The organism is Nostoc sp. 106C (genome assembly GCF_002154725.1).
In the GTDB taxonomy this organism is placed as follows: domain Bacteria; phylum Cyanobacteriota; class Cyanobacteriia; order Cyanobacteriales; family Nostocaceae; genus Aulosira.
On the sequence record NZ_MTAW01000219.1, the window covers coordinates 71,546 to 89,979 of the forward strand.

At 43.4% G+C, this 18,434-nt stretch carries 15 protein-coding genes and 1 pseudogene; 8 read left to right on the forward strand and 8 right to left on the reverse strand.

The window, feature by feature from the left end:
- Position 1 precedes the first annotated feature (1 nt).
- The 5 genes and pseudogenes from BV375_RS32065 to BV375_RS38475 all read left to right on the forward strand — a co-directional run.
- Positions 2–1,708: a methyl-accepting chemotaxis protein gene (locus tag BV375_RS32065; RefSeq protein ID WP_086768073.1), complete on the forward strand. Its 1,707-nt coding sequence runs from the start codon at positions 2–4 to the stop codon at positions 1,706–1,708.
- 109 nt (positions 1,709–1,817) lie between these two features.
- The gene (locus tag BV375_RS32070; RefSeq protein ID WP_243714115.1) at positions 1,818–2,570 is read left to right on the forward strand and encodes a chemotaxis protein CheW; all 753 of its coding nucleotides are present in this window, start codon (positions 1,818–1,820) and stop codon (positions 2,568–2,570) included.
- Between the two features lie 2 nt (positions 2,571–2,572).
- Positions 2,573–4,816 (forward strand): hybrid sensor histidine kinase/response regulator, encoded by a 2,244-nt coding sequence (locus BV375_RS32075; protein ID WP_243714116.1) that lies wholly within the window; start codon positions 2,573–2,575, stop codon positions 4,814–4,816.
- Between the two features lie 102 nt (positions 4,817–4,918).
- Positions 4,919–5,962, forward strand: coding sequence for a chemotaxis response regulator protein-glutamate methylesterase (locus BV375_RS32080; protein WP_339376772.1), 1,044 nt, complete (start codon positions 4,919–4,921; stop codon positions 5,960–5,962).
- A gap of 385 nt (positions 5,963–6,347) precedes the next feature.
- A pseudogene (locus BV375_RS38475) lies at positions 6,348–6,856 on the forward strand (ISKra4 family transposase); the annotation flags it as partial.
- A 255-nt stretch (positions 6,857–7,111) separates the two neighbouring features.
- On the opposite strand, the gene BV375_RS32095 reads toward BV375_RS38475, so the two are convergent.
- From BV375_RS32095 to BV375_RS32110, 4 genes are all read right to left on the reverse strand, one after another.
- Entirely contained in the window at positions 7,112–7,465 is a 354-nt protein-coding gene (locus BV375_RS32095; RefSeq protein ID WP_086768083.1) for a hypothetical protein, read from the reverse strand.
- 96 nt (positions 7,466–7,561) lie between these two features.
- A complete protein-coding gene (locus BV375_RS32100; protein ID WP_086768085.1) occupies positions 7,562–9,046 on the reverse strand; it encodes a CIA30 family protein in 1,485 nt (494 codons plus the stop codon).
- Positions 9,047–9,191: 145 nt separating this feature from the next.
- Positions 9,192–9,452, reverse strand: coding sequence for a Ycf66 family protein (locus tag BV375_RS32105; protein WP_243714117.1), 261 nt, complete (start codon positions 9,450–9,452; stop codon positions 9,192–9,194).
- A 24-nt stretch (positions 9,453–9,476) separates the two neighbouring features.
- Positions 9,477–10,799, reverse strand: coding sequence for a Ycf66 family protein (locus BV375_RS32110; protein ID WP_086768089.1), 1,323 nt, complete (start codon positions 10,797–10,799; stop codon positions 9,477–9,479).
- A 212-nt stretch (positions 10,800–11,011) separates the two neighbouring features.
- Between BV375_RS32110 and BV375_RS32115 the strand changes: the two genes are divergently transcribed.
- Positions 11,012–11,509, forward strand: coding sequence for a pyridoxamine 5'-phosphate oxidase family protein (locus tag BV375_RS32115; protein ID WP_086768091.1), 498 nt, complete (start codon positions 11,012–11,014; stop codon positions 11,507–11,509).
- A 47-nt stretch (positions 11,510–11,556) separates the two neighbouring features.
- Positions 11,557–12,444, forward strand: coding sequence for an alpha/beta hydrolase (locus BV375_RS32120; protein ID WP_086768093.1), 888 nt, complete (start codon positions 11,557–11,559; stop codon positions 12,442–12,444).
- A 37-nt stretch (positions 12,445–12,481) separates the two neighbouring features.
- Here the strand turns inward: BV375_RS32120 and BV375_RS32125 are convergent, their stop codons facing one another.
- Positions 12,482–14,263 carry a DUF262 domain-containing protein gene (locus BV375_RS32125; RefSeq protein ID WP_086768095.1) on the reverse strand — a complete coding sequence of 594 codons (1,782 nt, stop codon included), beginning with the start codon at positions 14,261–14,263 and terminating at the stop codon, positions 12,482–12,484.
- A gap of 101 nt (positions 14,264–14,364) precedes the next feature.
- Between BV375_RS32125 and BV375_RS38945 the strand changes: the two genes are divergently transcribed.
- Positions 14,365–14,496: a hypothetical protein gene (locus tag BV375_RS38945; protein ID WP_279432987.1), complete on the forward strand. Its 132-nt coding sequence runs from the start codon at positions 14,365–14,367 to the stop codon at positions 14,494–14,496.
- 22 nt (positions 14,497–14,518) lie between these two features.
- Here BV375_RS38945 and BV375_RS32130 read toward each other — a convergent pair whose 3' ends face one another.
- The 3 genes from BV375_RS32130 to BV375_RS32140 form a co-directional block, all read right to left on the reverse strand.
- Positions 14,519–15,355, reverse strand: coding sequence for a Uma2 family endonuclease (locus BV375_RS32130; protein WP_086768099.1), 837 nt, complete (start codon positions 15,353–15,355; stop codon positions 14,519–14,521).
- Between the two features lie 146 nt (positions 15,356–15,501).
- Positions 15,502–15,948 carry a hypothetical protein gene (locus BV375_RS32135; RefSeq protein WP_347812729.1) on the reverse strand — a complete coding sequence of 149 codons (447 nt, stop codon included), beginning with the start codon at positions 15,946–15,948 and terminating at the stop codon, positions 15,502–15,504.
- A gap of 467 nt (positions 15,949–16,415) precedes the next feature.
- A complete protein-coding gene (locus tag BV375_RS32140) occupies positions 16,416–18,335 on the reverse strand; it encodes a transketolase C-terminal domain-containing protein (protein ID WP_086768103.1) in 1,920 nt (639 codons plus the stop codon).
- Between the last annotated feature and the right edge of the window lie 99 nt (positions 18,336–18,434).

The window sequence follows — 18,434 nt, forward strand, 5'->3', positions numbered from 1 at the left end:
GATGTTCAAAAATCAATCTATGCAGGCACGCCTGATTTTTGCTTTCATCTTCATGGGGCTTCTGGTGCTGATTGTGGCGCTGGTGGGTTTAAGCGGCAGTTCTCGGTTGAGTAAACACATCGACACCCTGGCAAATAACAATGTCCCCAGCATTTCGGGTCTGTGGAAAATTAATGAAGGACAAACTCAGATCGAGTCCTCTGAGCGCGGCTTGCTGGACATCACCTTAAACCAGGACGGACGGCAGGCAGAAATCGATCGCATGGACAATGCCTGGAAACAAATTCAGGAGGGCTTTGAGCAATACGAAGCGACCTCCAAAACGGCTGCCGAAAAGCAGGCATACAAAACCTTTTTGAACAAATGGAATGCCTGGAAGCAGGCACATGAAGAGTTTTTGCGAGTCAACCTTCAGTTTGAGAATCTGCGTGTTCTCAATCCGTTTGAAAATGCAGGAGCAGCCTCCACGGCGGCGATCGCGGCATATAAAGCGCTGGATCAGCAAGTTGAAGCAAATCGGCAACCGTTTACAGCCGTAACAGAGGCATTGCGATCGCTGCTGAAAATGAATGAGGATTTAGCAGCAGAAACCGAACGGATCTCCACAAGAGATGTCTCTCAAGTGGGATTTTGGGCATTCGTGGCAATTCTGATTGGTCCTGGAACGGCTATTTTGTTTGGGATCTTCTTCAGTAATACGATCGCCAAACCGTTAGGCGCAAAAATTGCCGGAGTGGTTGACATTGCCAAGAAAATTTCCGCTGGAGACCTGACCAGCCAAATTTCTCAAGCTGACCAGCAAGATGAAATTGGTGAATTGCAAAACGCCTTCTACACCATGAATACGGATCTGAATGCTCTGGTCAACCGGATTCAACAATCAGGCAATCAAATCACGCGATCGGCAGATCAAATCACAGCAACGGGCAGAAACTTGGAAGCAACCGTTGCCGAGCAGGTCGCTTCCACCAATGAAGTCACCGCCACCACGTATCAAATTGCTGCTACTTCCAGAGAACTGGTGAAAACAATGGAGCAGGTTGCCGCAATGGCGGAACAAACCACCATAGCAGCAGGTAACAGTAAAAACAACCTGCATCACATTGATACGGTCATGCGCCAGTTGTTAGAAGCGACGCAAGTGATTTCCGCCAAACTGGAAGTGATGCACGAACGTGCTAACAATATTAGTCGTGTAGTCACTACGATTACAGTGGTCGCCGACCAAACCAACCTCCTCTCCCTCAATGCTGCCCTGGAAGCCGAAAGAGCCGGAGAATATGGAGCAGGCTTTGCAGTCGTGGCACGAGAAATTCGTCGTCTTGCCGATCAAACCGCTGTCGCCACACTGGAGATTGAAAAAATGATTAAGGAGATGCAATCTGCTGTAGCAACGGGGGTAATCGAGATGAATAAGTTCAATCAATCCGTTGTGGAAAGCGTGAATGATGTCAGTAACATTAGCGATCAAATTGCTCAAGTGATTCAACAAGTACAAGGATTAACTCCTCGATTTGAACGGGTCAGCCACAGTGTCGATGAACAATCTCAAGGAGCACAGCAGATCAGTGAAGCAATGGAACAACTCAGTTTAGGCTCTCAGCAAACAGCAGACTCCTTACGCGAAACTAATCAGGCATTAGAACAATTAGATAAAGCTGCACATGGATTAAAAGCAGAGATTGCTCGATTTAAGGTAATGACATAAGAGCCACTAGCCATTAGTCATTGGATTATCAATATTCAAAACTAAAGCGTAGTGAAAATAAACAAAAACTAGCGAACTAAAAACGTCTACAGCTAGAAACAACCAACAAATGACAACTAACAAACAACGAATGACCAATGACCTAGTATCTCTGCCGGAAGCATCTGGATTAGACCATCCGACGCTCAATGATTGTTGGAATCAAATTGGTGTAATGGGCGATCGCTCCTGTGGTGAACTGAAAACGGTAATTCACTGTCGCAACTGCAAGGTGTACTCGGCAGCAGGACGCAGTTTGCTAGAGCGAAATGCTCCATCCAACTATCTCGAAGAATGGACAAATATTTTATCAGAAGCGTCTAAAGCACAGGTTGGAGTGGGAGAAGGAACGCTGGTTCGCGCCGCCGATACCCTGTCTGTGATTATCTTTCGTCTTGGGAATGAACGATTGGCTTTGCCCGTTAATATTCTGCAAGAAGTGACACCGCCCCAGGTGATTCATTCTGTGCCCCATCGTAGTAATGCCGTGTTTTTGGGGTTGATCAACATTCGTGGTGAAACGTTACTCTGTGTCTCGCTCAAAGATTTACTGGGTTTGGAAGCGGCAACCACGACTCAAGCCTCTTCAATCAATCCCCAGCGCATGATTGTGGCAGGGCGAGACGATAACAAGTGGGTTTTTCCAGTGGATGAAGTGCATGGCATCTACCGCTTTCACCTGAGCGAGTTTAAAGAAACTCCAGTGGTGATTGCCAAAGCCGCAGAAGCCTACACAAAAGGTGTGATTACCTGGCAAGACCAAAAGCTAAATTTTTTGAACGCTGAACTGTTGTTTTACACACTGAGCCACAAGGTGTTCTGACTATGAGCAATGATTCGATACTGGAGCTATTTCGCCAGGAAGTGGAGACTCAGGTTGCCATTTTGAATCAGGAATTGCTCGCCTTGGAAGCCAATCCACAATCGGATGAGGCGATCGAAGCATTGATGCGGGCAGCCCATTCTATTAAAGGTGCAGCGCGGATGGTTTCCCTTGATCCCGTGATTTACCTGGCGCACGGCATGGAAGATTACTTCGTAGCAGCGCAAACCCAGATCTTTAAGCTCGATTCAAACCAGATTGACCAATTGTTGCAGGGAGTTGATCTGCTTCAAGCGCTCAGTCAGGTGCATGAAGCCGAGATATTGAACTGGCTAGCTGAAAAGACGGAGGAGTTTGAGCGTGCTCAGACTACGATTGCGGCGCTGCTCCCTGCCAATTTCAATGAACGCCGAGCCTCTTCGCTTGTCTCCGTTGAGCAACGTTCAGCCCTAAGTCATTATCAGCCTGGCGATGATCAAGCCAATGTCGCGGAGACGGTGACGACACCCAGCGATCGCGTAGTTCGCGTCACGGCTGAAAATTTGAATCGAATTATGGGACTGGCAGGGGAATCGCTGGTCGAAGCTAATTGGCTACAACCCTTTGCTGATTCCTTCACCGTCCTCAAATCTCGACAACTAGAGCTTGCCAAACTGCTGGAAACCATTCACACAACATTGGCACAAGCGTCCATTGATGCAGAGAGGCAGCAAGCGATCGATACGGCACGCCGCAAGGCCCAGGAATGCCGTGAAATTCTTAGCGATCGCTTGGGTGAGCTAGAACTCTATGCCCGCCGTACCACGAACTTGAGCGATCGCCTCTACCGGGAAGTGATCGCCTCTCACATGCGTCCCTTTATCGACGGTGTACAGAGCTTTCCCCGCATGGTGCGCGACCTGGCGCGACGCTTAAATAAGCAAGTCAAATTGGAAATCATTGGACAATCCACTCCGGTTGATCGCGACATCCTCAAAAAACTGGAAGCACCTCTGACCCATATGATTCGCAACGCGATCGCTCATGGCATTGAAGCTCCAGAAGTCCGTGCGGCTGCGGGTAAACCCTTTGAGGGAACGGTACGTTTAGAGGCCTTTCATCGTGGCGGGATGCTGGCAATTACCGTGTCGGATGATGGTCAAGGAATCGATTTTGAGCATTTGCGGCAGAAGATTATTGATCGCCACTTAACCTCGCCCGAAACCGCAACCCAACTCACAGAAGCAGAAATCATCGAATTTCTGTTCTTGCCGGGATTCTCGACCGCAGACCAGGTAACTGAAATCTCCGGGCGCGGAGTGGGGCTAGATATTGCCAGGAGCATAGTGCAAGAAGTGGGCGGTTCCATTCGCGCCCTCTCGCAACCGGGCAAAGGCACCAGTTTCCACTTCCAGCTTCCCCTCACCCTATCTGTTGTCAGAACCCTGATTGTCGAGATCTCTGATGAACCCTACGCTTTTCCCCTGGCACGGGTTGATCAAATTGTCAAACTCAATCAATCTGAGATTTACGTCATAGAAGGTCGTCAGTATTTCACCAAAGACGATCGCAATATTGGTTTGATTGTGGCTCATCATGTTTTGGAACGACCAGAACCTTCATCTGCAAACGAAGTACTGTGTGTGGTTGTGATTAGCGATCAATCGAATGTCTATGGTTTAGTTGTAGACCAGTTTTTAGGCGAACGGGATTTAGTGGTGCGTCCCCTTGATCCACGTTTGGGAAAAGTGCGGGATATTAGCGCTTCGGCGTTAATGGACGATGGCTCACCCGTTTTGATTGTAGATGTATCTGATTTGGTACGTTCAATTGACAATCTGCTCAACAGTGGTCAACTTAGACCCGTTGATGTGAATAAAGCGAAAAAAGCTTCCGATCGCAAACGCCTTTTAGTCGTAGATGATTCCATTACAGTGCGTGAGACAACTCGTAAATTGCTGCAAAATCGCGGCTACAATGTCGATGTTGCAGTAAATGGAATGGATGCCTGGACAGCCATTCGCAGCAATCACTACGATCTGGTAGTCAGCGATATTGATATGCCCCGGATGAACGGCATTGAACTCGTCAAACAAATCAAAGAGCATCCCAAACTGCATTCGCTACCCGTCATTATCGTCTCTTATCGCGATCAGGAAGACGATCGCATTCAGGGTATGGAAGCAGGCGCAGATTATTACATTGCCAAAAGCAGCTTTCACGACGATACGCTTGTGAATGCAATCGTAGACCTGATTGGTAAATAACAGAGTGACGAGCCGAAAGAATTAAGGGTGCGTTAAAAGTTCTTCTTTTTCGACGAAGCCATTTACAGTAGATATAGCCAAGTTTAGCAGACATTTCCACCCATGATGAGAATTGCAATCGTCAACGATATGGCTATGGCAGTGGAAGCCCTCAAACGGGTGTTGTTAACTGTTCCTGGCTATGACGTTGCCTGGATTGCGAGAGATGGTGCTGAGGCGATCGCCCGTTGCCTTAAAGACACCCCTGACTTAATTTTGATGGACTTATTCATGCCAAGTATCGATGGCGTGGAAGCAACTCGCCAAATTATGCAGCAGTCTCCCTGCGCCATTTTAATTGTCACCGCCAGTGTGGGCAAGAATGCCGGAAAAGTGTTTGAGGCAATGGGCTATGGTGCCCGTGATGCCGTAGAAACACCCGTCTTAGGCACTCAAGGCAGCCCCGAAGCCGCCCAATCTTTACTGACCAAAATTGCCACCCTCAGTAAGTTAATTGGCAAATCCCCTCCGCCTGCAACGCTCCATCCCACAATTTCAAAATCCACTCCCCAGCTCACAACCCATACCTCACACCCTCCCCTAGTAGCGATCGGCTCCTCTACAGGTGGTCCCAAAGCACTTGCCACTATTCTTTCCCGCCTCCCAGCTAACTTCGGAGCCGCGATTGCAATTGTTCAACACGTCGATCAGCAGTTTTCTGGTGGACTAGTAGATTGGCTAAACCAGCAAACCCCACTGACAGTGCGATTAGCGATAACGGGCGATCGCTTAGAAAAAGGCATTGTCCTCGTGGCAGGCACTAATGATCACCTCAGCCTCAGGTCTGACTTAACATTGCAGTATGTGAAAGACCCAGTTGATTACCCCTACCGTCCTTCAGTCGATGTGTTTTTCAAAAGTCTGGCTCAGTTTTGGAACCGTAAAGCCATTGCTATATTACTCACAGGCATGGGACAGGATGGCGCTGAAGGGCTTAGGCTACTGCGATCTCGCGGTTGGCATACGATCGCCCAAGATGAAAAAAGCTCTGTCGTCTATGGAATGCCCAAAGCAGCCGTTCAACTCAAGGCAGCGGTTGAAGTTTTGAATCCAGAGGCGATTGGCGATCACTTAATTCAGCAAATTACGCAGCAATTCTCATTTTGAAATGAATAGACTATTAACTGTAGCGACCTGCAATGCTAATCGCTCAAACCTGCAATCATGACATTTACAAACCAGGATTAATTGCAACTATAATTGCGCCTCAGTCAGGATTAATTGCAACCAACCTACAATCATCGGTTTGAGCCAGCATTATTTGCAAATAACCGAAAGTCCGGTCAAACAGTAGGCAAGACAGGTTGCTCAAAAAACACCCTGACTTGTAGACAAAATTATTTAAATTTCAGCCAGGATTTACTGCAACTATAAAGGTAAAAGAAACGACCGTTTTCTTTACTACTATGATTGATATCCAAGTCTCCATAGAATCGATTCAAGTTTGGTAACGAAACTCGGTAAAAATATTTAAGGCAACATATACTGTTCAGTGAGGAAGAAATCAATTCTTACTAAACATCTTCAAGCCGTAGCAAAAATTCTGTATCAAGAAGCAGAGACTGAAGAATTAGAGAGTCTAGCCGGGATTGAAAAAACAATTAGAGCGCAAACTCTAGAATACATTACACCAGAATTAGGGGTTTTTTTCTCAAAGAAGCAACAGGAACTTCATCCGGCCGAGTAAGAACAATCAAAAGTATTCTCGGAGAATTACCAGTCAGTGAGAAACAAGCACGAAAGTTAAAACTAGACAAAAATCAAAAAATAAGTCCTTATTTAGAGCAATGTTGCTTGAGAGCAAGTGCGAATGTCTCCTATGAAAATGCAGCAAAAGATATTTATAAATATACCGGGATGTCGATTTCTGCTAATACACAACAAAGAATCGTTCAGCGGTATGAGTTTCCCGAAATAGAATGTGGACAAGAGCTAGAAGAAATTAGCGTGGACGGCGGTAAGGTGAGGCTTAGGATTGAAATACAAGGACAGCCATGCATCTAGAAAGACTATAAAGCCAGAGTCCATCTCCAGCCTCTCTATAAAACAATACAGTTCAGTTAAGAAAATTCATTGACAACAAAGTTCACAAATAATTACTAAACAAAAAACCGAACAATTATTTTGGAGGGGGCTTGGGGGACGCAACCGTCCCCCAATCGGGGGTTTGGGGGATAATCCCCCAAATCTTGGTTTTTGTTCGACAGATGAGAACTCTTATCACCATAACTGAACCGTATTGCTCTATAAAATTCTTTAACGTGACTCTAGCTTTGAGACTCGTGTCTCTAATTTGTTGACTTGTTGCTTCAGTTCAACCACTAAAGTTGCGAGGCGATCAAACATGCGGTCGCGTTCTGTTTGTGATACGTTGCCTCTAGAGCCAGTTGGCTGTCGAGGGGTAAGTGTGGTTCTTGGCGATGGAGACAGGCGGGTTTGCCCTAGTTGAGACTGTATCTGACTTAACTGCGACTCAACACGATTCAAGTCTGCTTCCAGATTATTAATCCGAGATTCTATTTGTTGTGATGAAGCGGTATTCGATAATAGCCCCATCCAAAGAACAATTGCAAAAATTCCGGCAAATAATAATCTTTTAATTTTAAACATTATCATTTACTCCTTTGGGTAAGTTGGTAGATGAAAAAATTCCTATCTACCCGCTTCCCTTAATTTTCTTATCTTAATTCTCCTCTGTGTCTGGATTTATTTATCATGTTCTAAGTTAGAAAATAGCCTCTGCCAATCGATAGGGTTGTTGCTATTTTCTCCCTCTTTCACCTCAAATGTGAGGTTACAAGCTTTTGGTTGTTCTAGCGCTTCCACACAGATTTCGGCAACATCTTCACGGCTGATTTTGCCTTTAATATTATCACCTTGCTCCAAGATTAATTCTTTCCCGCCTATTTCCTCTGTTAAAGCACAAGGTCGAATAATTGTGTAAGAAATTCCACTTTCTCTTAAACTATCTTCACCCTTTAGTTTCCAAGTTAAAATTCCTCCCAATTGGTCATTTAATTTGACTGCTGGAGGTTCTTCATCTAGATTAAGACCTGGGCGTCCGGGACGAGTTACACCCGCAGAACTAACTAATACAAACTTTGGTAAAGTTACTCCACCATAAGCTTTAATTGATTCCACTTGCAAACTGAAGCCACCAGGTGCAAAATGAGGATTTAATGCGCCATCATATTCAAATTTGCTTAACATCAGTTGCAATGAGCAAACTCTGCTAGAGTCGATTGCTGGTGCATCATTGACAATTTTGGCGCGAAATACAGGAATTAACTCGGCAAAAGGAATGCGAACATCTATCCAGGTATTAGCTACGGTGTTAAAAGAATAACTATAACCAAGTCCATCCCATTTCGCGTCTGTCCGTAGAAATAATTTATAGCGTTTACCATCGCCTCTAACGCGTAGTTCTACACCGTCGTACCCAGCTAAATTGAAGGCTGGGTCAAAATTTTTAGTTCTAACAGAAGCAAATCCTCCGGAGTTGGCGGTAGAAACATTACCAGCAAACAAAGCTGTATTTTCTACAAATTGTATATTACTCGCACTCACGCCACCCATAACCACATCATCCAAAGCTCCCCAGGTATTCCGCAATTCATCTGATGGCTTGGTAAAATCAAATATTAGTTTTTCATGAGATTGATTGAGATATTTTTTTGCTGCTTCTACCAAGTTTTTTACACCTAGATATTCTACATTTTCAGGTGTATCACCAACGATTTCTGGTTGATAAAATTTGATGCCTTGATAATATTTAGCTCTATTTTCTGTATCTCCTTCTACTGGTTGCACTCGCACTGCCGTGCAACATATTACAGCTTGGATATTAGCCATAACAACAGAAGTCAAAGTTTCTGGTTTAGTAATATCTGCAACTACTAAGTCAACATCATTACCCAAAATTGACCTAGCTTTGTCAAGGTCACGAACAAGCGATCGCACTTGATAACCACGTTCTAATAATCGCTGCACGACGCGTTTGCCTAAACCACCTGTTGCACCTGCTACTAATATTGCACCCACAGTTCTTCCTCCATTGGGTTGATATTTCTCATCCTTGGGACGACCTTGGATTAACTGTTGTACCCAGTTCAGGAAAGGAATGACCTCAAAATATGTCAAAGTTTCAATGAACCTGCCTAAGTCCCATTGAGAACGATTTTTGTCAGCCACGATCGCGTCCTCATAACTTTCTTAAGTCTAGCTTAAGAAGAAGACTGAAGAATAAGCATAGACATTTTTTACGCTTTAGATTGTAGACTGGATTAAAGCAGCTTGTAATGCTCCCTATTTAATATTTACTAATAAAGGCTGATGATTATTTCGGATTTCTCAACCGCAATCTGAAACTTTCAACTGTGTAGAATAAAGCAGAAATTGCTAGCAAAACTAAACTAAACTGCGGTAATTCATCTAGATATTTGCCTTGCAGTAGAAGATTTATTCCGGCAATTAAAAAGCCTATAATTAACAAAACATCTTGACGTTTAAAAATTTTAGGTTTCACAAAAGGGACAGCAGATAAAGCCATTGCTGCAAGTATTAAGATACTGCCGATGAAATTGGTTGAATTTTTCATAATTTAGTATGCAATCGGTCTTTTTTACCTAAGTCCTCGCAGGCGGATACATTCTGCTAGTGAGAAAATACCGATTCCTGCTAATAAAAATTGACTCATTTGGATTTCTGGCTTGACATATTGATTTTGAAATAACAGCAGTATGCCACAAATGCAGAAAATAACAGCAAAGACAGCGTCATAGTCTCGTGCAACCTTAGAATACCAAGAACGCAGAAAAAATAACCCTGCGCCAAAAGCTGCCAGACCAACACCTAACAAAACAATCCAGGTAGTTGACTTAAAGAAAAATAATCCAGCCGCGCCTACAAAAGGTATAAATCTAATTACAGATAGTGCTTGATTAAGAGAACTTACGGCTGTAACTTGAGATGCTGGTTGAAAGGCGTCTCCACGATCGCCAACAGGTATGGCAGTTGTTGGCGGTTGTGTAGGGGAATTACTTACAGGTGGGGAATTTACTGGTTGAGTTGGTGCAGAGGCGCTGACAGGCGGTGAAATTAAAGGTTGAGTCGGTGCAGAAAAGTTTACTAATTCCCGCAGATCTTGTAAGACTTCTGTAGCAGACTGATAGCGATCGCGGTAATGGTAACGTACCATCTTTTGCACAAAATCTGCCAGTCGTAGCGAAACCTGTGTATAGTTTTGCCAGACAATCTCACCCGTTTCTGGATTTTCGGGTAATTGTCTTGGTGACATTCCTGTTAAGGCTTGGATAGCAACCATCCCGACGGCATAAATATCACTGTTGTGGCGTGGTTTCCCTTGGGCCTGTTCTGCTGGCATATAACCAGGAGTGCCAATAGCTACAGTAGCGGCTGTTTGGCTAGGTGATGCTGCTATTTGCGTTTGCATCTGTTTAACCGCGCCGAAATCAATTAACACTAATTTGCCATCAGAGTCTCGCCTAATTAAGTTATCAGGCTTGAGATCGCGATGAATCACTCCGTAGCTATGAACAAACTCTAAAATTCCTAAAACATCTTGTAGCATCTGGATAACTTGGCTTTCGTGCCAACATTTACCAAGTTGCATTTCCGCGCTGAGTGGATGTCCCACAATTAACTCTTGCACCAAGCAAAATTCTTCATTTTCTTCAAAGTAAGCCAAAAGACGCGGAATTTGGTCATGATTACCCAACTGCTCTAGTATTTCTGCTTCGCTATTAAACAGGCGTCTGGCAATTTGCAAGTAATTGGGATCAGAAGTGGCAGGTTTTAACAGCTTGAGAACACACTTCGGGTTACCCGGTCGGCGGGTGTCTTCCACAATGTATGTTTCTCCAAATCCTCCAGCACTTAAAACTTGGATAACTTTGTAACGCCCATCTAATAGCTTTCCTAGCATGGTGTGGCTAACACAAGTGTTTTGATAACATGATCTTGCTACATGATAACGGAATAGTTGCTATCACTTAGTATTAAAGTCTTGCTACAGCCTGTGTTCTCACTGTTTTGGGATATAGCTACAATTAAGCCAAATCTTCATGCATTTCTTCCTAGCGCTGAAGAACGTTAGGATACTGAATGAATTGTTACTCATCCAACGGTAATTTCCTTATGAGCCAACTGGAAAAAGTTCAAGCTGAGTACGAAAAGTTTACTGAACAATTTCAGAGTGTAATTATTAGCACCGTTAACGCCCAGGGAATACCCAACGCTAGTTATGCTCCCTTTGTGATGGATAATTCCCAAAATATTTATATCTACGTCAGCGGTCTTTCCACTCATACCAAAAATATCTATGCCAATCCTCATGTTTGTGTCTTATTTATTGAGAATGAAGCTCAGACTAATCAAATTTTTGCTCGTCGCCGGTTAAGTTTTGATTGTACGGCTACTGTGATAGAACGGGAAACTGACCAATGGAATAAAATTGTTGAGCAATTTCAAGAACGTTTTGGTGAAATTGTCGAAGTTTTACGCGGTTTATCTGACTTTCGGATTTTCCAGTTAACTCCGAGTGAAGGCCGTTTTATAGTTGGTTTTGGAGCAGCTTATCACATCAGTGGTGATAACCTCCAGCAACTTGTTCAGATTACAGGAGATAAAGCCTAGAATTTCGTCCTTTGTAATTTATAACTTGATACCGCACACATAATTTTATGCTTCAGTTTCAACCTCCTGGCTTTGGGCACAAAGTCATCAATACCTCATTGGGAGCAATGGTTTACTATACCCAAACGACTGCACCCTGGTCGATTGCTGACACTGAAGATTTACCCACTTTAGTGTTTCTGCACAACTTTGGAGGCGGTGCATCTGCATACGAATGGTCTAAAGTTTATCCAGCATTTGCTTCTAGTTACCGCATATTAGCCCCAGACTTAATTGGTTGGGGAGAATCTGCTCATCCAGTCTGGGATTATCAAATTAGGGATTATCTGAGTGCGATCGCGGAATTTATTATCAAGACTTGTCGCCAACCTGTGACAGTTGTCGCCTCATCCTTGACAGCGGCTTTCACTATTCGTTTGGCTATTACCCAACCAGATTTATTTGACGCATTGTTTCTAGTCTCTCCCTCTGGTTTTGATGATTTTGGGCAAGGTTCTGGACGTAGGTTGCCCCTGTCACTGATCAATACACCATTGTTGGATAATTTAATTTATGCCCTTGGTGCAGAAAATGAATTTGCAGTGCGCAACTTTCTCCAAAGTTTTCTGTTTGCTAAACCAGAACGAGTCTCAAGAGAAATGGTGCAAGCTTATTTAACTTCTGCACAACAGCCTAATGCCAAGTTTGCAGCCTTAGCATTTTTGCGGGGCGACCTTTACTTTGACTTGAGTTTATATCTTCAGCAACTCAAAATTCCAACTGTGTTTTTTTGGGGAGAAAAAGCACAATTTACTAGCATCAAATTGGGGAGAAGGTTAGCAAATTTAAATCCAAGGGTGATTCGAGATTTTTATGCGATCGCTGATACAGGAATATTACCTCATCTAGAAATGCCAGAGGTATTTATTGGGCTGTTACAAAAGTATTTAAAATAGACTAATCTTTTTTCTTGGTCTATATTCTCCCCAAAGGTCATTCTTCCTCATACTCAGATTTGTCTACATCTTCTAACGGATGAGAATCCAATACAAGAGATTTACCCATCGCTTTTTCGATGCGATTAACCAAAGCTTTTTGTCTAGCTTGGAAGAAAGCCTCAAAATTATCTACTCGTAGAACTATTGGATCTATAACATGCGATCGCAAAATTTCATCCATTCGTTCCTTAGATATACCAGCTTTGTCTTGAAGACAAGATAAATAAACACTAGGTGCATTACCACCAATAATTTTGTTAGTTCTAGATGATAGAGGAGTTTTGTTGACAGCACTATCGTAATTTTCGGGTTTAATGCCGTTCTTTTCACACCAACTTCGAGGAAAAATATGATGAATATCAATAGATTCATCAAAGTACTTCAAAGTGTCAATCTCAACACCTGTAAAAAAATCGCATCCTTCATCTCGTAATAACAAAGCAGACAAACCTTTATAAGCAGCACTGCGGCGTGTGTAAAGTCTTACTAGTCTATTTGGAGCAAAGTTAGCATCTGTGATGGTGTCAGGTTCAGAATCGCTAGATTCGATCCATTTTACAACTTGCCTCAAATCTTTAGCTATGCGCCCTTCAATCGCACTGCTATAAAGTTCACCAAAGACTCCGCACCAATACCAACGGACCAATTTCTCACGTATTAGATGTGTGTCGCTGTGATCGCCTAATACTGCAAAAATAGCTGCAAGTGCTGTAACTTGAGATTGGTAGGGTAAATCTCTAGCAGAAAATATTTTTTGTGTATGCAGTAATATAGCGGCTTTTTCAAATCCTTGAGTGACTTTCTCAGCCCATTTTTTATATTCTTCGAGTTTCAAATCCAAAATATCTTTACGAGTACAACCAATACTAGCGCCTCGTTCATAAGTTGCACCCAAAGTTACTGCTTGCAAAAAATCAGTACTGTAAATATTCCCTAATATTGGAAATTTCTTCAGTTGTTTTTCACGAATTGCCCAATCTTGTCGCAGTTGAAACTTATCGGCAGCAAATGTTGCTGTCAGTAACTCAAAAACCGTCAGCGAAACACCACCAGTATTTACTTTTTCAAAAACTTGACAAACTGCTTCCCTTGGTGTTTCCTTACGCAGCAAAATGACTGGTACTAAATATTGTTCAAATGGCTTAATTATTTCCAGAGTAAATTGACTAAATAATTTAATTTTCTCCTTCTGAAAATCCCAAAATTCATTATAATTATGCATCCAATTAGAATAATCAAAAATTTGTGTAACTGGGAATAGATCGTTTTTGTACTCTGCTTCAAGTGTTGAGTAGTCTGCTAAAATCTCACTGCTAAAATTGCGAATAATTTTGTCTTCTGGCAAACTAACAATCGCATCCTGACGCTCAACATTTGGAGCGAGCGCCTTGGTAATATTAATGTAATACCAGCGTTTAATCTCTTTGCCTCGCGCATCCTTTGTGATTACAGGCTTTGGTGATAGCAAAGCTTGAAACAGTGAAGTTAATCGCTGCTGTCCATCTAAAATCATCCTTTCTGGTTCTGTAGGCTTACTCAGGATCGCACCTTCAATTGGACGAGCCTCAAACCGCACATCAGGATTACCAGTTTGTAGCATCATCACAACTCCAACTGGATAGGAGAGCGAAATGCTAGCTAATATGCTACGTATCTGCTCATCATTCCAAACCCAAGGACGCTGGAAATCTGGTAGCTGTGTTTTTCCCTCCTTTGTGCTTCGCAACAGGTCAAGTAATGCTTCCGTGGTATGGTCAAAGTGTTTAATCGCTGGCATATCTTTGAAATTTATGTAGGAAAGACATATTTTTAGCTTTCCCGAATTCCTGTTCAGCTTAACTTTGAGAGATAAATACTTAGTAAAATGCAATACAATTGATGCAGGCTGGTGAGTCCGCTTACGCCAAAACTTTGCAAACATTCCTGGAACCAGATGCTCAAATTACAAGAATAAGCTTGAATCGGCAAGCTGCTTCGATCGCAATTAGCTATCAATTTAGTTGCTGGTAGCGATGTCTACGGCGGGCTACGCCTAAATACTCAGTTCCTCTATTTCCGATTCAGATAAACCCGTGATCTTAGCTACCTGTGCTGCTGTCATACCTGATCGCAGTAAATTTCTTGCTGTTTGCTGCAACTGCAATTCAGCCCGTTCAGCTCGTTGGCGTTCCTGTTCAGCTCGTTGGCGTTCCTGTTCAGCCCGTTGAGTTTCCTGTTCAGCCCGTTGGCGTTCCTGTTCAGCCCATTGGCGTGCCTTTTCCTCTGCTGTTGGTAATAACTCCCCATCCAAAGTTGCCCAACGCAACCAAGTTGTATTCACGCCTTTGTAAGTACCTTGCCAACGTAGTAATGCTAATCCTAATGCTTGACTCACCAATTTATTCTCTGCATTAGCTACTATTGGTTGATATACTCCACTACCAAGAGAAAAACCAGCCCAATCATCAGGATTGAAGGGATCAAACCAGAAATATTCTGGGACACGCATCTGATTTTGATAAATTAGCTTTTTCTCATCTTTATCTGTGGCTGCGGTAGCTGGAGAGAGCAATTCAATCACTACGTCCGGGCCTTTACCTTCTTCCCAAACAACCCAACTGCGACGTTCTCCCTTGGGGACTCCCAATACAGCAAAAAAATCTGGGCCTCTGAAATCTTGGTTTTTTAACTGTGCCAAGCTGAAGTAGACAAACATATTGCCACTTGTATATCCATCCTCCCGTTGTTCCAGCCAAGTCTCTACGACATCAATTAACAATTCCATTTGCATTTTATGTCGTTGGCTTTCCATTGGGATACCGTCATCATATGGTAGCTCCGCTTGGGTTGGCGGAAATTTGACATCGGGTGCAGCTAGAGTTTCTGACATGGCTTTTAAGGTTTTGGCTAGCCATTGCGGATATTTCTATTTTACTTGAACTGGAGAATGGGCATTAGTTATTGTTTCTTATTTCCTTTCTAACCACTAATACCTAGTTCCTTTGAACTGTAGCTGAGTTACGGTGAATTGGTATATCAATCAATTTCAGCTTCGGCGTTAATATTAACCTCAGAATTATCTTTGATGGGCCAATTAAACAATCTTGGCAACTGGGACACATCTAAAGCATAGTTGGCTGTCCAGAGCACAATTTCTAACAGCAATAAATTTCGTACCCAGATCAGTTCAGGTTCCGAACCCACGAGTGTCAAGCCTTCATAAAGCTGCCAGATGCGATAAGGCAAGTATAAGTAAGGAACCATTACCCAAGTGACTGATTGAAACTGCCTTAGTGTTATGCTTTCAAAGAGAATTTGTAACCCTAGCATAATAAAATACCAAAGCAATACAGTTAATACACTGCTGTAGCTCCATACCACACCCCACAACAGCATTACTATTAGGGGTAGAACAATTCCACCAATTTGCACTGTAGAAAACCAAATTTTATACCACCCTAGCAGTGGTTTAGGTAAAATCATAGGATTGGCATTCCTCCATAGCCAGCCCACAACCACAGTAAAAAATGTAGCTACTATAAAAAAGAGCAGGTTTTCTATCAATAGGTACATGAGCGTCTTATCTTCCTCTGCTACACTAATTTAATTTTGCTGCCAGACTCAATATTTTTAGACCTCCCGCAGGCTAGAAGCCTTGTTATTAATTAGATTTTCTCCAAATAGCGATCGCTCTAACATCCGATTTCCAAATCCTGATTCTTGCGTGCTTTTAGAGCAAATGTGGATGCAGTTGTTGAAGACAGTCTTTAGTTATCTCACTCCTGCTTTTCCTTTGATCACTCGATAGACATGTCTGCACTTGCTCTCAAATGCAAATTCAGTCAGATCTCCAAGTCTGTTATCTTTTTATAGTCAGGACTTGGAGACTTTCTTAGCTTATGCTCTGTGATATCGCGATCGCTTAAGTTAAGTGTGATTCAACCCAACGATTACTTTGGTCCGACTAGCTCCTTTACCTTGTTGATAATGCTTACTGGATCGATTCCTTGATGTGGGTACTGTTCCCATAGACCACCACAACCTTCCTGATGAGTGCCAAGATGAGCATATTTAGGAGTTAATCCGCGCTCTAACAACCAAGAACCGAAACGGCTACCTAGGCCAGTCCGGCGGTTGAAGGCTTCTACAACCAGAACAAAAGGTGCTTTCCCGATTTTGGCGATCGCTTCTTCATCAACTACATTCAAAGTCGGCTTGTTAATCAAACCTACATCTAATCCTTCCTGCTTCAGACGTTCTACAGCATCAAGAGAACGGTATAAAGCATCACCAAAACTCACGATGTAGCCTTGTGTTCCTTCGCGGATAACTTCATCTTTACCAGGGACAAATTTGTAACCATTGCCAAAGAAGTCATTACCGTTACTATCCAAAATATTAGGCACCTTGGAACGGGTGGAGAAAATAAACCGCAATCCAGGTTCAGAGAACACAGTTTCTACACAGGCTGTCATTTGGTTGACATCTGCGGGGAAGTACAGCCTTGTTTCATAGCCATCATCCAAGCCATTATCGGCAAACATATTATTTAAACCGAAATGACAGGTGTTATCTGCCATGTCATCAATACCTGCGTGAGAAAAGTGACACAGAACGTTGGATTTGTTCAACCGCGCCATTGTGATTTCGGAGATGCACATTTCTAAAAAGGCGCTGAAGGTGGCAAAAATACCTTGCTTGCCTTGGGTCATCCCAAATCCAGCCGCAGCCGAGAAGTTACCCCGTTCCATAATGCCAGAGGGAATAAAGACTTCGGGGTATGTATCATGGATTTTCTTCAGACCGCAGGAGCCTTCTAAATCGCTATCAATCACCAAGACTTTTTCTTTGCGTTCTGTTTCACTCATGCGACTGAGGACACCTACAACAGCTTCACCAAACACATTGCGGTTAGCTCCCCATTTGTCGCTGGAACCCAGAAATGTATAGGTTTGCTTGGGTTTCTGGATGCTCTTCAGGTATTCAACAGCCGCAGTTTGTCCGCGAGATTCGAGATATTTAATTGCCAAATCTACGGAAATTACATCATGACCGTGAGTTGAGCCTTCTAAGCCTTCAATACCAGGACACATGGGGCGTTTGTTGATCACAGCGATCGCTCCGGGTGTATTCACGGCTTCGCAAAGGCGGCGGTATAAATCATCCAAATCTTCCCCGTCTCCTTGCAGCACCTTCAACCCGTGACCCTCTAGGGTTTTGGCGACAGTAAAACCAGGTAAATATTTAGAAGGATGCCCGGCGATTGTTACATCATTATCATCAATAATCAGCTTGACGTTGAGATGCTGGGCAATAGCTAAACGGGCAGCTTCCGCATCGTTACCTTCTTGCTGGGAACCATCAGAACCGAGACAGAAAACCACCTTGCCAGGATTAGCTATTGCTACACCATTGACGTAGGGCCATACATGTCCCAGTCGTCCAGAACTAAATTTCACACCTGGAGTCAGTCCTAATTCTGGATGTCCTGGTAAATGGGAATTTGCCTCCCGATAGCGTAGGAGTTGCTCGGCTGGTAAGTCACCGTGCAGCGTTGCCATCAAATACTGGGTTGCAACCCGATGTCCGGCTTCATCAAAGAAAATCGGTACAAATTGCTCTGATGCGCCTCGGAAAAAAGCATCAAGGATCAACACCTCTGGAACTGTATCGTATGGCCCGCCAGTATGACCACCCACTCCTCTAGCCGCACCTGTCGCTGTAAAAAAGACGATCGCATCCCGGCAGAGTTGAATGTTTGCTTTTAGTGTTTGTCGCTGTTCCGCCGTCAGTGTGGCATTTGCTGGATTCAATGCCAAATATTTATAAGCACCGAGATCAATAGGAAATTGGGTTTTAGCAATAGTCATGGCGTATTTCTGAAATAGGGACTAATTTGGACAGACCAACCGCATGAGCAAATCACGAAAAATAAATATCCAATCGTTTCCCAAGCAAAAGCAGCCCAC

Excerpts from the sequence above, each read along its gene's own strand:
- BV375_RS32095 (WP_086768083.1), bottom strand. The coding sequence starts at position 7,465 with ATGTTTAAAATTAAAAGATTATTATTTGCCGGAATTTTTGCAATTGTT.
- BV375_RS32075 (WP_243714116.1), top strand. The coding sequence starts at position 2,573 with ATGAGCAATGATTCGATACTGGAGCTATTTCGCCAGGAAGTGGAGACT.
- BV375_RS32110 (WP_086768089.1), bottom strand. The coding sequence starts at position 10,799 with ATGCTAGGAAAGCTATTAGATGGGCGTTACAAAGTTATCCAAGTTTTA.
- BV375_RS32065 (WP_086768073.1), top strand. The coding sequence starts at position 2 with ATGTTCAAAAATCAATCTATGCAGGCACGCCTGATTTTTGCTTTCATC.
- BV375_RS32140 (WP_086768103.1), bottom strand. The coding sequence starts at position 18,335 with ATGACTATTGCTAAAACCCAATTTCCTATTGATCTCGGTGCTTATAAA.
- BV375_RS32120 (WP_086768093.1), top strand. The coding sequence starts at position 11,557 with ATGCTTCAGTTTCAACCTCCTGGCTTTGGGCACAAAGTCATCAATACC.
- BV375_RS32070 (WP_243714115.1), top strand. The coding sequence starts at position 1,818 with ATGACAACTAACAAACAACGAATGACCAATGACCTAGTATCTCTGCCG.
- BV375_RS32135 (WP_347812729.1), bottom strand. The coding sequence starts at position 15,948 with ATGATTTTACCTAAACCACTGCTAGGGTGGTATAAAATTTGGTTTTCT.
- BV375_RS32080 (WP_339376772.1), top strand. The coding sequence starts at position 4,919 with ATGATGAGAATTGCAATCGTCAACGATATGGCTATGGCAGTGGAAGCC.
- BV375_RS32105 (WP_243714117.1), bottom strand. The coding sequence starts at position 9,452 with ATGAAAAATTCAACCAATTTCATCGGCAGTATCTTAATACTTGCAGCA.
- BV375_RS38945 (WP_279432987.1), top strand. The coding sequence starts at position 14,365 with ATGCAGGCTGGTGAGTCCGCTTACGCCAAAACTTTGCAAACATTCCTG.
- BV375_RS32115 (WP_086768091.1), top strand. The coding sequence starts at position 11,012 with ATGAGCCAACTGGAAAAAGTTCAAGCTGAGTACGAAAAGTTTACTGAA.
- BV375_RS32125 (WP_086768095.1), bottom strand. The coding sequence starts at position 14,263 with ATGCCAGCGATTAAACACTTTGACCATACCACGGAAGCATTACTTGAC.
- BV375_RS32130 (WP_086768099.1), bottom strand. The coding sequence starts at position 15,355 with ATGTCAGAAACTCTAGCTGCACCCGATGTCAAATTTCCGCCAACCCAA.